The organism is Kitasatospora sp. NPDC051853, assembly GCF_044452665.1.
Lineage (GTDB): Bacteria > Actinomycetota > Actinomycetes > Streptomycetales > Streptomycetaceae > Kitasatospora.
The window spans coordinates 324,250-337,870 of the sequence record NZ_JBITBY010000007.1 but is presented as its reverse complement, the minus strand read 5'-3'; the positions used below and the strand labels follow the sequence as shown (position 1 = coordinate 337,870).

Below are 13,621 nucleotides of genomic sequence, written 5' to 3'. Positions count from 1 at the left end.
CCCTCCCCCTGGGGCGGACGGGCCGGGCGACGGTTCGGCCACCCAGGGGTGAACAGCGGGCGGTTCTCCGCACGCCGCGCGCCGCCCTGCGGGATAACGGTGTCCGAACAGGCCCGCCGCACCCTCGAAGGACCGCTGCCCATGCCGCTCAAGAACTACGGCGTGCTCTCCGCCCGCGCCGTCGCCCGCCGCCGCGAGGGTGCCACCGACACCCCGCACTACCAGATCCACCTCCGCGACACCCACGGCACCGACTACCGGGCCGCCGTCAACGTCCAGTCCCAGCAGGCCCCTTCGGAGCTGCTCTACGCGGTGGTGGACGACTTCCGCCACCCGCTGACCTCGCTGCTGCCGGCCACCGGCACCGGCTGGGCGCCGCTGCGCCCGGCCCCCGGCACCGCCGCCGTGGACTTCATCCGGGGCAACCTCTTCGACCCGGCGAAGCTGCGCACCCTGCCGCCGGACCTGCCGGGCGTGGACAACGACCTGGCCGACCTGCTGGACCACTTCGTGCTGCGCGCCGTCGCCGACCCGGCGGCGGTGCTGCACGTCTTCGGCGAGCGCTTCGGCCCGGAGCCCGGCAAGCCGGACAAGGTCTTCGGCTTCGAACCGGGCAACGGCATGCACGACGTCCACATGAACCAGGGCAACAGCGGCCGGTTCAAGGGCGACGACGGTGTGTACCAGGACGGCGCACTGCTGGTGCACCTGCCCGCCGAGAACCGCTGGATCGCGGTCTTCCTGGCCTTCCAGTCCCAGGCCTGGCACACCGACGACACCACCGGCCACGCCCTGCCCGGCACCCCCGGCCGCCCGGACGACCACACCCCGGCCGGGCTGCGGATCGTCTCCGCCCTGGTCAACCCGGCCGGCCCGGACCGGGGCCGGGAGAGGGTCACCGTGCTCAACACCTCCGCCGCCCCGGTCGACCTGACGGGCTGGCAGCTGGCCGACCGCTCCAAGCGCCGCCTGCCGCTGCCCGCCCAGCGGCTGGAGGCCGGAGCCAGCCTCGCGGTGAGCGGCGGGGGCAGCTTCGAGCTGGAGAACGGCGGCGGGGTGATCACCCTGCTGGACCCGGCCGGGCTGAAGGTGCACGGCGTCTCGTACACGGCCAAGCAGGCGAGGCAGGAGGGGCGCACGCTCACCTTCTGAGGACCTGTCCTCCGGGCGGGGGGCGAGCCTCCCGCCCGGAGGACGACGGTCCGTCAGAGCGGCCAGCCGTCCCGGGTGGTGATGGTCCGGGCGTACGGGCCCTCCGGGCCGGTGGAGCGGTAGGTCTCCACCGCCGAGGCGGTACGGACCGGGGTGGCGCCGTCGCGGCGGTACGCGGTCGGGGCGTAGGTGTGGTCCAGGGTGCGGCGGACGCCGTCGGCGGTCTCGGTCCGGTGCCGGCCCATCACCATCGAGGTGCGCTGGTCCTGGCCGCCGTAGCGGTAGTCCACCGTGAGCGGCACGCTCTCGCTCACCGTCTCCACCCGCTGCGGCCCGCCGCCCCTGCGGTGGGTGGTCCAGGTCTGCTCCAGCCGGTTGGCCAGCTTGAGCGCGGCACCCTCCTCGCGCAGCTGCTGGGTGGAGCCGAAGACCTGACTGCTGCTCACCTCGGTGCGGACCCGCCCGTGCGAGGTCTGCACCCAGCCCTCGGCCACGTCCTGCCGCCGCGCGGTGACGGTCCAGTCCCCGCTGCCCCCGCCGAGGTCGGTGAGGGCGGTGACCGGCTCGACGGCGGCGGCCACCTGGTGGCGGGTCAGGGCGCCGGTGGTGCGGGCGCTGCCCTCGTCGACCTCGGCGAAGAGGTTGAGCTGGCCGGTCCAGGAGTCGTTGCTCTGCTGCTCGGCCTGGTTGAGGGTGACCGAGAGGGTGTGCGGGCGGCCGTCCAGCAGCAGCCCGACGTACGGGGTGAGGTCCAGCCGGTAGGCGGGCAGCTCGAAGGCGAACAGGCCGGGGGTGGGCCGCCAGAGCAGCGGGTCCCAGCCGCCGGTGTAGATCACGGGGTACGGCCAGACCGCCCCGGCCACCCGGCCGTCCACGGCGAGCCGCAGCTCGCGGAACGGGCCCTGCCCGCAGTACCCGCGGCCGGGGTTGGCCTCGACGAACTCCTGTGGAGCGGAGGCGTAGGCGAACTCCTCGCAGGCCCCGCCGCCGCGCACGTAGAGCTCGGCGGTGAGCGCCTCCAGGTTCGGCGGGAAGCTGTACGCACGGGCGGTGGTGAGCCGGGAGCGGTCCAGCGCGAACGGGCCGGAGGTGAGCACCCGGTCGGCGGTGCGGGCGGCCGGCCACTTCGGCGAGGTGGTGTGGAAGGTGACCGAGGCGGAGATCACGAAGACACCGGTGTAGGTCTCGTTGGTGACGTTGGCCAGGTCGAACTCGAAGGGCTGGGTGCCGGTCAGCACCGGGGCGTAGCGGGTGATGTCGCGCTCCAGCCGCCACTCGATGCCGTCCTTGGAGGGCTCGGGGGTGGAGGAGAGCAGCACCTCGACCCCGCCGACCCGGACGGTGAACAGGCGGTCGTACTGCCGCCCGGCCACGCTGCCGTGCAGCTCCAGCACCACCATCGACCAGGGGCCGGCGCAGTCCGGCGGCACGGTGAGGCTGCCCGCGTACGGGGTGTCCGGCGGGTTCCCGTAGCCCTCGCGGAAGGCCCGCTCGTGCATCACCTCGACGGTGCAGGAGCGGGTGTCCGGGCGGGTCAGCGGCTTCGCCGCGGTGATCGGGTCGTGGTAGTCGCTGCCGAAGTCGGCGTGCGCGGGGCCGCCGCCGGCCAGCACGGCGGCCAGGGCCAGCAGGACGGCGCCGAGCGCGCGGGCCGCGCGGCGGAGGATCGAGGGTGCGGGCAAGACGGCCTCCGGATGCCGGTGCTGACGGATCGTCAAGGGCACCGGCATCCTTCCGCCGCTGTACTGAACCTGTCAATCACTCCGCACGGCGGGCCCGCTCAGGACCGCTGGCAGGACGGGCACCAGAAGAGGTTGCGCGCCGCGTGCGCCTCGGTGCGGACCTCGGTGCCGCAGACCAGGCAGGGCATCCCGGCCCGGCGGTAGACGTAGACCTCGCCGCCGTGGTCGTCCACCCGGGGCGGGCGGCCCATCGCCTCGGGGGTGTGCTCGGGGCGGACGGTGTCGATCCGGCCTGCCAGGGCGCCGTCGGCCATCAGCACCACCAGGTCGGCCCAGATCGCGTCCCACTCCTCCCGGGCGAGGTCCTTGCCGGCCCGGTGCGGGTCGATGCCCAGGCGGAACAGCACCTCGGCGCGGTAGACGTTCCCCACCCCGGCCAGCACCTTCTGGTCCATCAGGAGCGCGGCAATGGTGGTGCGGCTGCGGGTGACGTACCGCCAGGCGTCCTCGGAGGAGGCGCCGGGGCGCAGCGGGTCGGGGCCGAGCCGGGCGTGCACGGCGGCCTTCTCGGCGCCGGTGAGCAGCTCGCAGGTGTTCGGCCCGCGCAGGTCGGAGAAGAGCTCGTCGTTCTCCAGCCGCAGCCGGATCAGGCCGACCGGGGCGGGCGCGGGGGCCGGGCCGAAGGTGAACTCCCCGTACAGGCCCAGGTGGACGTGCAGCCAGCGGTCCTCGGAGAAGCCGAGGAAGAGGTGCTTGCCGTGGGCCTGGGCCTCCGTCAGGACCTGACCGTCGATCAGCCGGGCGCCCTCCGCGAAGCGGCCCTGCGGGCTGCTGACGGCGACCGGGCGGTGCGCGAAACCCTTGGCGTGCTCGGTGGCGAGACGGTGGATGATGTGGCCTTCGGGCAAGGCTGTCCCCCTCGGACGGTGGCGGCGATGCCCCCATTCTCGCAGCCGGGACCGACACCCCGGACCGGCCGGAGGGCCCGTACCCAGGCACTTCCCAGGGGCGCGTGGGACAGGGTTCACTCCCCCGTCACCCGGGCGGCATCCTGCGGACACCGGTTGAGCCGCCGTCAGTGGGTGGATATGCGCCAGCACCCGTCGCACACCGGCCACCACCGCAGGAGTCGCCCCATGAGCCCCGCCCCGCAGCACCGCAGCCGCGCTGTCCTCGCCGCCGCCACCGGTCTGCTCGCGGTCGCCGGTCTGACCGGGGCCGCCTCCCCCGCCGCCGCCGCGCCGAACCCCGCGCTCACCGCCCGGCCGGGCGACCTGCTGGACGTCACCCTGGACCAGCTGCGCCCGACCCAGCCCGCCGTCGGCTACGACGAGGTCTACTACAAGCTCGGCCGCTACACCTCCGGCAAGGACGAGGCCAACGGCAACGCCAACAAGCGCTTCGACGACTGGTGCGAGACCAACGGCCAGGGCGTGGCCGCCACCGTCCAGCCGGGCGCGAGGATCTCCGACGCCTCCACCTTCACCTGCACCATCGCGCTCGGCCAGGAGACCGAGGCCAGCCGCTCCGAGATGAAGACCGTGGTGGTCGGCCCGGGCGGCGCCCTCTACCTGACCGACGGTCACCACACCCTGACCTCCTTCCTGGAGGCCCCGGACGGCGGGCGGAAGCTGCACGTCCGCCTGATCGTCCAGGCCAACTACAGCAAGCTCCCGCAGGCCGAGTTCTGGCAGCGGATGCGGGACAACAAGTGGGTCCGCCTGCTGGACGAGAACAACCAGGCGATCACGGTGGCCCAGCTGCCCACCCGCCTCGGGCTGGCCAACTTCCACGACGACCCGTACCGCAGCCTGGTCTACTTCACCCGGGACATCGGCTACGCGGTGCCGGCCGACGCGGCCGAGTACCTGGAGTTCAGCTGGGGCGACTGGCTGCGCGGCCAGGGCATCGGCCTGCCCGGCTCCTACGACCCCGCCGACGCCGCCTCCTACCTGAACGCGGTGCGCACCGCCTCGCAGGCGATGACCGCCGTGCCCGGCTCCACCGTGGTCACCGCGGACGGCCGCACCGCCGACCAGCTCGGCCGCCTCACCGCCTGGAACAACGGCAAGAAGCCCACCGGCGGCGAGTTCGGCAAGCTGAGCGTGCCGATCACCGAGGCCAAGCCCGGCAAGATCGCCTACGCGCTGGACTTCCGTGCCAAGGTCCCCACCGGTCCGGCCTGCACCACCACCCTGACCGGCCGTCACAACGGCCCGTTGGTGGTCAACTCGGGCACCACCTGCCTGACCGGCGCCCAGCAGTTCGGCCCCGTGGTGGTCCGCCCCGGCGCCAACCTGGTGGTCAGGGGCTCGGACCTCACCGGCCCCGTCCAGGCGGTCGGCGCCGGCACCGTGCAGCTCTGCGGCACCGTGCTGACCGGCCCGCTGAGCGTCCTGTACACCAAGGACAAGCTCACCCTGTCGGCCCCCGGCTGCACCCCGAACACCCTGAACGGCCCGGTCCAGCTGGTCGGCAACCCGGCCTGAGCCCCAGCCCCAGGAGCCCGGGCCGACGGCTGACGGCCCGTCAGCGGCCCGGCTGTCCCCCCGCGAGGGCGGACAGCCGGGCCGCTATCACGCGGTCCAGCGCGGCCGCCGTGGCCGGCACGTCCAGCTGGGAGTTGTCGATGATCGGCAGCCCGGTGCTGTACCAACCGGCCATCCGGCCGTGGATCCGGGCCACCTCCTCGTCCGCCAGCCGCCGGTTGCCGCTGCGGCGGGCGTTGCGGGCCAGCACCGAATCCAGGCCGGGCAGCAGCACCACCGGGATCATGCCCGGGCCGATGTGCCGCTTCCAGCCGCCGAGGCCGACGGCGGGCTGGTCGGGGAAGACGGCGTCGTCGATGATGCAGGAGATGCCGTTGGCCAGGTAGTTGCGGCAGGCGAAGCCGCAGGTGCGGCGGGCCAGCCGGTACTGCGCCTCGGAGGCGTCGTTCCACCCGGACTGCGGGTCGGCGAAACCGGCCTGCACCCACTCGCGGACGTCGTCCAGCGAGATGTGCGCGGTCGGGGTGGGGCGGCGCTCGGCCCAGTACCGGGCCACCGTGGTCTTGCCGGCCCCGGCCGGGCCGATCAGCAGCACCGCCAGGGTGGGCTGCACGGCGTACGGCGGCGGCACGGGCGGCACCGGGGCGGCGTGCGGCATCGGGAAGTGGCCGGTCTGCGGGGGCGGTGCCACCGGATAGGGCGGCCGCGCCGGCGGCGGCGGTCCCACCGGGTAGGGCGGCTGCCCGCCCACGGGCGCGAAGGAGTGGCCCGGCGGCGGCACATGGCCCCCTGTGCCCCCTGCGTACTGCGTCACTTGCACCTCCCGTCCGGGAGACTACACGGCGCCCTGGTGGCGGGCACAAGCCCGCCACCAGGCAACTGATCGTCCGTCAGTACACTGTCACTTGGTGACGAGCTGCTCGGCCAGCGCGCGCAGCGCCAGCTCGTAGGAGCCGATGCCGAAGCCGGCCACCGTGCCGGAGGCGACCGCGGCGATGACCGAGTTGTGCCGGAAGGTCTCCCGGGCGTACGGGTTGGAGATGTGCACCTCGATCAGCGGGGCGGTCCGCTGCGCGGCCGCGTCCCGCATCCCGTACGAGTAGTGGGTGAACGCCCCGGGGTTGATCACCACGGGGGTGCGCCCGTCGGCCGCCTCGTGCAGCCACTCGATCATCGACTGCTCGGAGTTGGTCTCCCGGACCTCGACCTCCAGGCCGAGCTCCTTGCCGAGCGCGGTGCAGCGCTCGACCAGGCCGGCGTAGGAGGTGGCGCCGTAGACGTCCGGCTCCCGGCTGCCCAGGCGGCCGAGGTTGGGGCCGTTGAGCACCAGCACCTTGGTCACCTCGGTCACGAGGACACCTCCGCGTAGGCGGCGACCAGCACCTGCGGGTCCGGGCCCTCCAGCACCGAGGTCTTGCCGAGGCCGTCCAGCACGATGAAGCGCAGCAGGTCGCCGCGGGACTTCTTGTCGATCCGCATGGCGTCCAGCAGCTTCGGCCAGGCGTCCGCCCGGTAGCTCAGCGGCAGGCCGACCGAGGCCAGCACCGAGCGGTGCCGGTCGGCCGTCTCGTCGTCCAACCGCCCGGCCAGGCGGGCGAGTTCGGCGGCGAAGACCATGCCGATGGAGATCGCGGCGCCGTGCCGCCACTTGTAGCGCTCGTTGCGCTCGATGGCGTGGCCGAGGGTGTGGCCGTAGTTGAGGATCTCCCGCAGGCCCGACTCCTTGAGGTCCCCGGAGACCACGTCGGCCTTGACCTGGATGGCGCGGCGGATCAGCTCCACGGTGTGCGGGCCGGCCGGGGTCTTGGCGCCCTCCGGGTCGGCCTCGACCAGGTCGAGGATGACCGGGTCGGCGATGAAGCCGCACTTGATGACCTCGGCCAGGCCGGAGACGTAGTCGTGCTTGGGCACGGTCTCCAGGGTGGCCAGGTCGGCCAGCACGCCCACCGGCGGGTGGAAGGCGCCGACCATGTTCTTGCCCTCGGCGATGTTGATGCCGGTCTTGCCGCCGACCGCCGCGTCCACCATGCCGAGCAGCGTGGTGGGCATCGAGACCCAGCGCACGCCGCGCAGCCAGGTGGCCGCCACGAAGCCGGCCAGGTCGGTGGTGGCGCCGCCGCCGAGGCCGACGATGACGTCGCTGCGGGTGAAGCCGGTCTGGCCGAGCACCGACCAGCAGTACGCGGCCACCTCGGCGCTCTTGGCCTCCTCGGCGTTGGGCACCTGGAGGACGATCGCCTCGTAGCCCTCGGCCGCCAGGTCCTCCCGGATCGCCTCGCCGGTGGCCTCCAGGGCCTCCGGGTGGATGATCGCGACCCGCTTGGCCTTGGTGCCGATCAGACCGCTCAGCTCGCCGAGCAGCTGATGCCCGATCAGCACGTCGTACGGATCGTGTCCGGCGCTGCCGCCGACGTGGATGGTGACGGTGTCACTCATGCCTTCAACTCCAGTGCTTCCAGTACCGCGTCCGCGACCTGCTCGGGGCTGCGGCCCTCGGTGTCCACCACGGCCGTCGCCACCTCCAGGTACAGGGGGCGGCGGGCCTCCATCAGCTCGCGCCAGCGGGCGCGCGGGTTGATCGCCAGCAGCGGCCGGGGCGCGTCCAGGCCGACGCGCTTGACCGCGTCGCCGAGCGCGACCTCCAGGAAGACCACCGGCAACTCGCGCAGCAGGGCGCGGGTCTGATCGGCCATCACCGCGCCGCCGCCCAGCGAGAGCACCCCGGGGTGCCCGGAGGCGGCGGCCGCGACGGCCGCCACCTCCAGCTCCCGGAAGTGCGGCTCGCCCTCGTCCACGAAGATCTCCGGGATGGGCTTGCCGGCCGTCTCCTCGATGTCCGCGTCGGTGTCCCGGAAGGTGACGCCGAGGCGCTCGGCGAGCAGCCTGCCGACGGTGCTCTTGCCGGCCCCGGGAGGGCCGACCAGCACGACCACCGGTGCGGTCATCGGACGATCAGGTTGTCGAGGTAGCCCTGCACGTTGCGGCGGGTCTCGGAGACGTTGTCGCCGCCGAACTTCTCCGCCACCGCGTCGGCCAGCACCAGCGCCACCATCGCCTCGGCGACGATGCCGGCCGCCGGGACGGCGCAGACGTCGGAGCGCTGGTGGTGCGCCTTGGCGGGCTCGCCGGTGCGCACGTCCAGGGTCTGCAGGGCGCGCGGCACGGTGGCGATCGGCTTCATGGCGGCGCGCACCCGCAGCAGCTCGCCGGTGGAGAGGCCGCCCTCGGTGCCGCCGGAGCGGCCGGAGGTGCGCTTGATCCCCTCGGGGGTGGGCACGATCTCGTCGTGCGCCTTGGAGCCGGGGACGCGGGCCAGGTCGAAGCCGTCGCCGACCTCGACGCCCTTGATCGCCTGAATGCCCATCAGGGCGGCGGCCAGGCGCGCGTCCAGCCGGCGGTCCCAGTGCACGTGCGAGCCGAGGCCGACGGGCACGCCGTAGGCCAGCACCTCGACCACGCCGCCGAGGGTGTCGCCGTCCTTGTGGGCCTGGTCGATCTCGGCCACCATCGCCTTGGACGCGTCGGCGTCCAGGCAGCGCACCGGGTCCTCGTCCAGACGGGCCTCGTCCGAGGGCAGCGGCAGCACGCCGGCCGGGGCCTTGGCGGCGGCCAGCTCGACCACGTGCGAGACGATCTCGATGCCGCAGGTCTCCTTGAGGTAGGAGCGGGCGACGGCGCCGAGCGCGACCCGGGCCGCGGTCTCGCGGGCGGAGGCGCGCTCCAGGATCGGGCGGGCCTCCTCGATCGAGTACTTCTGCATGCCGGCCAGGTCGGCGTGGCCGGGGCGCGGGCGGGTCAGCGCCTCGTTCCGGGCCAGGCCCGCGAGGATCTCCGGGTCGACCGGGTCGGCCGACATGACCTGCTCCCACTTGGGCCACTCGGTGTTGCCCACCATGATCGCCACCGGGCTGCCCATGGTCTCGCCGTGCCGGACGCCGCCGAGGAAGGTCACCTCGTCCTGCTCGAACTTCATCCGGGCACCGCGGCCGTAGCCGAGCCGACGGCGGGCCAGCGCGTCGGCGACCATCGCGGTGGTCACCGGCACCCCGGCCGGCAGGCCCTCCAGCGTCGCGACCAGTGCGGGACCGTGCGACTCCCCCGCCGTCAGCCAGCGCAACGTACCCAACGGAGCTCCTTCGTCAGCGGCCCGCAGGCCAGGCGTTCGTTCCCCTCGATCCTTTCATGCCGGGAAACGGAACGGCCGCACGGTCCGCGTTGCGGACAGGAACGGTCCGAACCTTGTCAGCTCGGCCGGACCTCGTCAGGCGGCGGGGGGCGGCCCGCTGACCAGGCCGGATGAGGCCGCGTCGTTGGGGTGCGTGCCTCGGCGGCGCCGACGAGGGAGTCCATGCGGAGCATCGGCGACCGAGGAGAAGCCGACGAGGTGCGTGCCCCGGCGTCGCGGCCCCGGCCTGGTCAGCGGGCCGCCCCCCGGGCCAGCGCTTTCTCGCCCGCGGCGCGCATCGCGTCGAGCGGTCCGCGCTCCACCCCGGTGAACTGCTCGAACTGCAGCACCGCCTGATGGACCAGCAGGTCCAGACCGCCCAGCACCGTCGCCCCGCGCTCCTCCACCGCCGCCACCAGGACCGTCGGCCACGGGTGGTAGAGCACGTCGAAGAGCGCCCCCGGCGCGGCGGGCAGGCCCTCGGCGAAGCCGTCGGTGGCCCCCGCCGGGGTGGTCGAGACGGTCAGCGGCGCGGCCAGCGCGGCCGCCCCGTCCTCCCACGGCGCCGTACGGAGCGTCAGACCGAGCCGCTCGCCCAGCTCCCGCATCTCCGCCGCCCGCTCGGGGCTGCGGACGTACACCGTCACCTCGCCGGTGCAGACCTGCGCCAGCGCGGCCAGCGCCGAGGAGGCGGTCGCCCCGGCGCCGAGCACCGAGGCGGCCTCCACCCGTTCGATGCCGCGCTCGCGCAGCGCGTTGACCAGGCCCGGGATGTCGGTGTTGTCGCCGCGCCGGTGCCCGTCCGCGCCGAACACCACCGTGTTCACCGCGTCCACCGAGACGGCGGCCGCGCTCACCTCGTCCAGCAGCGGCATGACCGCCCGCTTCAGCGGCATCGTCAGCGAGAGCCCGGCCCACTCGGCCGGGTCCAGCTCCCGGACGAACCCGGCCAGCCCGGCCTCGTCCACCTCGTGCCGCCCGTACTGCCAGCTCGTCAGGCCGAGCGCCTCGTACCCGGCCCGGTGCAGGACCGGGGAGAGCGAGTGCGCGATCGGCGAGCCGAGCACGGCGGCCCGGTGCTGCATGGTCATCTGCCTTGTCCCCCTGGCTACTTGCAGTGTCCTCGGGTCTTGTCGAAGCCGAGGTTGCGGCCGGTGCAGTACTCCTCGACGTTCTTCAGGTGGTCCGCGTAGGTCTCCGCGAAGCGGGTCTCCTGCGGGTTCATCGCGATGAAGAACAGCCACTTGCCCTGCGCCGGGTCCAGCACCGCGTTGATGGCGTCCTCGCCCGGGTTGGAGATCGGGCCGGGCGGGAGTCCGGTGTTCAGGTAGGTGTTGTACTTGTTGGACGCGTCGTCCATGTCCTTCTGCGTCAGGTTGGTGCGGCCCAGGCTGTACTGGATCGTGGTGTCCATCCCGAGGCGGTGCTGGGTCTCGTTGCTGCCCAGGCGGTTCTGGATGACCCGGGCCATCTTGCCGAAGTCCTGCGAGTTGTTGCCCTCGGCCTGCAGGATGCTCGCCTCGATCAGCACCTCGTAGCCGGTCTTGAGCCCGGCCTTCGAGGCGTTGGCGTCCAGGTTGAGCGCCTGGTACTTCTCGGTCGCCGTCTTGACCATCTGCTTGAGCAGGTCCTCGGGCTTCATGCCCTCGCTGATCGAGTACTTGGCGGGCCAGAGGAAGCCCTCGATGTTGCCGTTGGCGTAGGGGGGCAGGCCGAGCTCGTTCACCTGGTTCTTGGCCACGTTGGCCGTGGTGCCGGGGGCCAGCTTGAGCTTGGTGTCGATCCGCTTGTAGATGTCGACGGCCTTCTGGCCCTCGGGCAGGATCAGCGAGGCGCCACCGGCCGAGTCCACCAGCAGCTTGACGGCCGCCTCGGCGGACATCTGGTGGTGCATGGTGAAGAAGCCCGGCTGGATGGTGATGGCCTTCGGGTTCTTGCCGTAGGCGTTGCGGAAGGCGTCGAGGCTCTTCACCACGCCGGCGTCCAGCAGCACCTTGCCCATCGCGTCGCCGGTGCCCGGCTTGATCTCGACCTGCACCGAGCCGGTGCCCTCGCCGGTGTAGTCCGGCGGCGGGCCGAAGTGCTTCTGGTAGAAGTTGTAGCCCCAGTAGCCGCCGCCGGCGAGGCCGCCGATCAGCACCAGGGCGACCACCAGGCAGGCGCCGCTGTTCTTCCGGCCGGCCTTCTTGCCCTTCTCCTTGCGGCGCTTCTCGGCCGTGCGGGAGTCGTCCTGCTCGCCGAAGAAGGACTCCTGCTCCGGCTCGTGCTCCTCGTACTCCTCCTCGGCCCACTCCTCCTCCGGCTCGGCCACGACCGGGGCGGGGGCGTCCAGCGCGGCGGCCTCGGCCTCCCAGTCGATGCCGTCGGGGCCGGGGCCGGAGACCGGCTCGGGGCGCCGGCGCGCGGGCTGCGGCTGGACCGGCTGCTGCGGCACCGGCTGCTGGGGCACCTGCTGCTGCGGGTAGCCCTGCTGCTGGTACGGCTGCTGCGGGACCTGCTGCTGCGGATAGGGCTGCTGGCCGTACTGCGGCTGCTGGGGCTGCTGGGGCTGCCCGTACCCGGGCTGCTGCTGGGGCTGGCCGTACTGCGGCTGCTGCGGCACCGGCTGCTGCTGCGGGTAGCCCTGCTGCGGATAGGGCTGCTGGCCGTACTGCGGCTGCTGGGGTTGCTGGGGGTAGCCGTACTGACCGGGCTGCTGATCCTGGGCGTAGCCGCCGTATCCGGGGTCGCCCGGGTGCCACGGCTGCGTGCCCTGGGGCTGGTAGCCCCCGCCCAGATCCGTCATCGAACCCCTTAAGCCGATCCGGCAAGTCTCTCGAACCGGCGTGCTAGCGACACGCCTGGAGGGAGACGTTACCGTACCGCAGGGTACGTCCCGGCTGGACGGGCTCACCCTCAGTGGCCGCCGGTGCCCGCGGCGGGACGGGCGGCCCGCGCCGCCTGACGCGTGTTGAACTCGGCCACGTTGCGCTGGTGCTGCTCGAAGCTGTCGGTGAACCGGGTGTCCCCGGGGGCGACCGTGACGAAGTAGAGCCAGTCCCCCTCGGCGGGCTGGACGGCGGCCTGCAGGGCGTCCCGGCCCGGGTTGGCGATCGGGGTGGGCGGCAGGCCCGGGTGCAGGTAGGTGTTGAACGGCGAGTCCAGCCTGGTGTCGTCCGCCGTGGTGGTGAGGGTGGAGCGGCCCAGCGCGTAGTTGATGGTGGAGTCGAACTGCAGCGGCATCCGCTTCGCCAGCCGGTTGTTCACCACCCGCGCCACCTTGGCCATGTCCTCCGCGTTGTCCGCCTCGCCCTGCACCAGACTGGCGATGGTGACCAGCTCGTACGGGCTGCGCCCGAGCAGGGCCGAGGCGGTCTCCAGCTCGTCCGCCTTCTGGGTCCTGGCGGCCTGGCGGACCATCTGCTGGAGCAGGCCGAGCGCGCTGGTCTCCGCGGTGACGGGGTAGGTGGAGGGGAAGAGGTAGCCCTCCGGGTTGCCCCCGGCCTCCGGCGGCAGGCCGAGCTCGCCGGTCCGCTGCTCGGCCACCGCCTTGGTGGTGCCGGCGGTGAGCTTGAGCTTCTGGTCCACGGCGTCGTAGACCTGGGCGGCCCGCCGGCCCTCGGGGATGGTGAGGGCGTTGGCGTTGGCCGGGTCGAGCAGCACGTTCAAGGCCGAGACGGCGGGCAGCTTCTGACGGAGCGTGTAGGTGCCGGGCTGGATGCTGTTGCCGGCCGGGCTCTTGGCGGCCGCCTCGGTGAAGGCCCGGGTGCTGGCGACCACGCCCTGCTTCACCAGGGCCTGGCCGATCTGGGCCACGGTGGCGCCCTGCACCACCGAGACCTGGGTGGAGCCGCTGCCGGAGCCGCTGAAGTCGGCCGCCCGGACGGGTTCGTCCCGGGGCCACCAGAGGTAGCCGACCAGCACCGCGGCGCCGAGCACGGTGGCCAGTGCCAGCAGGGTCAGGCCGCAGGCCAGCCCGGTGCGCCGGCGCCGCGGGTCGTGCGGCGCGCCGGCGGGGGCCGGGCCCGGGGCCCGGCCCTCGGGTTCGACCACCGGGGCACCCAGGTGACCGGGTGTCAGGCCCGGCGTGCTGTACGGATCGGTCACGGCCTCGTCCCCTCCGGCTGCTCTCCCTGGAGATGCGGAACGGGGCA

General features: G+C 73.3%; 12 protein-coding genes. 2 read left to right on the top strand and 10 right to left on the bottom strand.

Translation table 11 applies throughout. The features are described from left to right. Nucleotides 1-99: 99 nt before the first annotated feature. Nucleotides 100-1,152, top strand: coding sequence for a DUF2278 family protein (locus ACIA8O_RS21995; RefSeq protein ID WP_396295608.1), 1,053 nt, complete (start codon nucleotides 100-102; stop codon nucleotides 1,150-1,152). Between the two features lie 53 nt (nucleotides 1,153-1,205). On the opposite strand, the gene ACIA8O_RS21990 is transcribed toward ACIA8O_RS21995, so the two are convergent. Then, entirely contained in the window at nucleotides 1,206-2,870 is a 1,665-nt protein-coding gene (locus ACIA8O_RS21990; protein ID WP_396295607.1) for a peptide-N4-asparagine amidase, read from the bottom strand. A 62-nt stretch (nucleotides 2,871-2,932) separates the two neighbouring features. Then, nucleotides 2,933-3,742 (bottom strand): Fpg/Nei family DNA glycosylase, encoded by an 810-nt coding sequence (locus ACIA8O_RS21985; RefSeq protein WP_396295606.1) that lies wholly within the window; start codon nucleotides 3,740-3,742, stop codon nucleotides 2,933-2,935. Nucleotides 3,743-3,970: 228 nt separating this feature from the next. On the opposite strand from ACIA8O_RS21985, the gene ACIA8O_RS21980 reads away from it, so the two are divergent. Continuing rightward, nucleotides 3,971-5,323 (top strand): ParB/Srx family N-terminal domain-containing protein, encoded by a 1,353-nt coding sequence (locus tag ACIA8O_RS21980; RefSeq protein WP_396295605.1) that lies wholly within the window; start codon nucleotides 3,971-3,973, stop codon nucleotides 5,321-5,323. A 40-nt stretch (nucleotides 5,324-5,363) separates the two neighbouring features. Here ACIA8O_RS21980 and ACIA8O_RS21975 read toward each other — a convergent pair whose 3' ends face one another. From ACIA8O_RS21975 to mltG (ACIA8O_RS21940), 8 genes are all read right to left on the bottom strand, one after another. Continuing rightward, the gene (locus tag ACIA8O_RS21975; RefSeq protein WP_396295604.1) at nucleotides 5,364-6,137 is read right to left on the bottom strand and encodes an AAA family ATPase; all 774 of its coding nucleotides are present in this window, start codon (nucleotides 6,135-6,137) and stop codon (nucleotides 5,364-5,366) included. Nucleotides 6,138-6,224: 87 nt separating this feature from the next. Further along, nucleotides 6,225-6,665 carry a type II 3-dehydroquinate dehydratase gene (gene aroQ, locus ACIA8O_RS21970; protein ID WP_396295742.1) on the bottom strand — a complete coding sequence of 147 codons (441 nt, stop codon included), beginning with the start codon at nucleotides 6,663-6,665 and terminating at the stop codon, nucleotides 6,225-6,227. 5 nt (nucleotides 6,666-6,670) lie between these two features. Beyond that, nucleotides 6,671-7,759, bottom strand: coding sequence for a 3-dehydroquinate synthase (gene aroB, locus ACIA8O_RS21965; protein ID WP_396295603.1), 1,089 nt, complete (start codon nucleotides 7,757-7,759; stop codon nucleotides 6,671-6,673). Then, complete coding sequence (locus tag ACIA8O_RS21960; RefSeq protein ID WP_396295602.1) at nucleotides 7,756-8,268, bottom strand: shikimate kinase; 513 nt, start codon at nucleotides 8,266-8,268, stop codon at nucleotides 7,756-7,758. The genes aroB and ACIA8O_RS21960 overlap by 4 nt, the downstream gene beginning before the upstream one ends. Then, nucleotides 8,265-9,449, bottom strand: coding sequence for a chorismate synthase (gene aroC / locus ACIA8O_RS21955; protein WP_345279046.1), 1,185 nt, complete (start codon nucleotides 9,447-9,449; stop codon nucleotides 8,265-8,267). The genes ACIA8O_RS21960 and aroC overlap by 4 nt, the downstream gene beginning before the upstream one ends. Nucleotides 9,450-9,739: 290 nt before the next feature. Further along, nucleotides 9,740-10,579, bottom strand: coding sequence for a shikimate dehydrogenase (locus ACIA8O_RS21950; protein ID WP_396295601.1), 840 nt, complete (start codon nucleotides 10,577-10,579; stop codon nucleotides 9,740-9,742). 17 nt (nucleotides 10,580-10,596) lie between these two features. Then, a complete protein-coding gene (gene mltG / locus ACIA8O_RS21945; RefSeq protein ID WP_396295600.1) occupies nucleotides 10,597-12,273 on the bottom strand; it encodes an endolytic transglycosylase MltG in 1,677 nt (558 codons plus the stop codon). Between the two features lie 110 nt (nucleotides 12,274-12,383). After that, nucleotides 12,384-13,574, bottom strand: coding sequence for an endolytic transglycosylase MltG (gene mltG / locus ACIA8O_RS21940; protein WP_396295599.1), 1,191 nt, complete (start codon nucleotides 13,572-13,574; stop codon nucleotides 12,384-12,386). Nucleotides 13,575-13,621 lie beyond the last annotated feature (47 nt).

What these genes read in the sequence shown, in the direction of transcription:
- ACIA8O_RS21980 (WP_396295605.1), top strand. Translation starts at nt 3,971, where the DNA reads ATGAGCCCCGCCCCGCAGCACCGCAGCCGCGCTGTCCTCGCCGCCGCC.
- aroB (WP_396295603.1), bottom strand. Translation starts at nt 7,759, where the DNA reads ATGAGTGACACCGTCACCATCCACGTCGGCGGCAGCGCCGGACACGAT.
- ACIA8O_RS21960 (WP_396295602.1), bottom strand. Translation starts at nt 8,268, where the DNA reads ATGACCGCACCGGTGGTCGTGCTGGTCGGCCCTCCCGGGGCCGGCAAG.
- ACIA8O_RS21950 (WP_396295601.1), bottom strand. Translation starts at nt 10,579, where the DNA reads ATGACCATGCAGCACCGGGCCGCCGTGCTCGGCTCGCCGATCGCGCAC.
- mltG (WP_396295600.1), bottom strand. Translation starts at nt 12,273, where the DNA reads ATGACGGATCTGGGCGGGGGCTACCAGCCCCAGGGCACGCAGCCGTGG.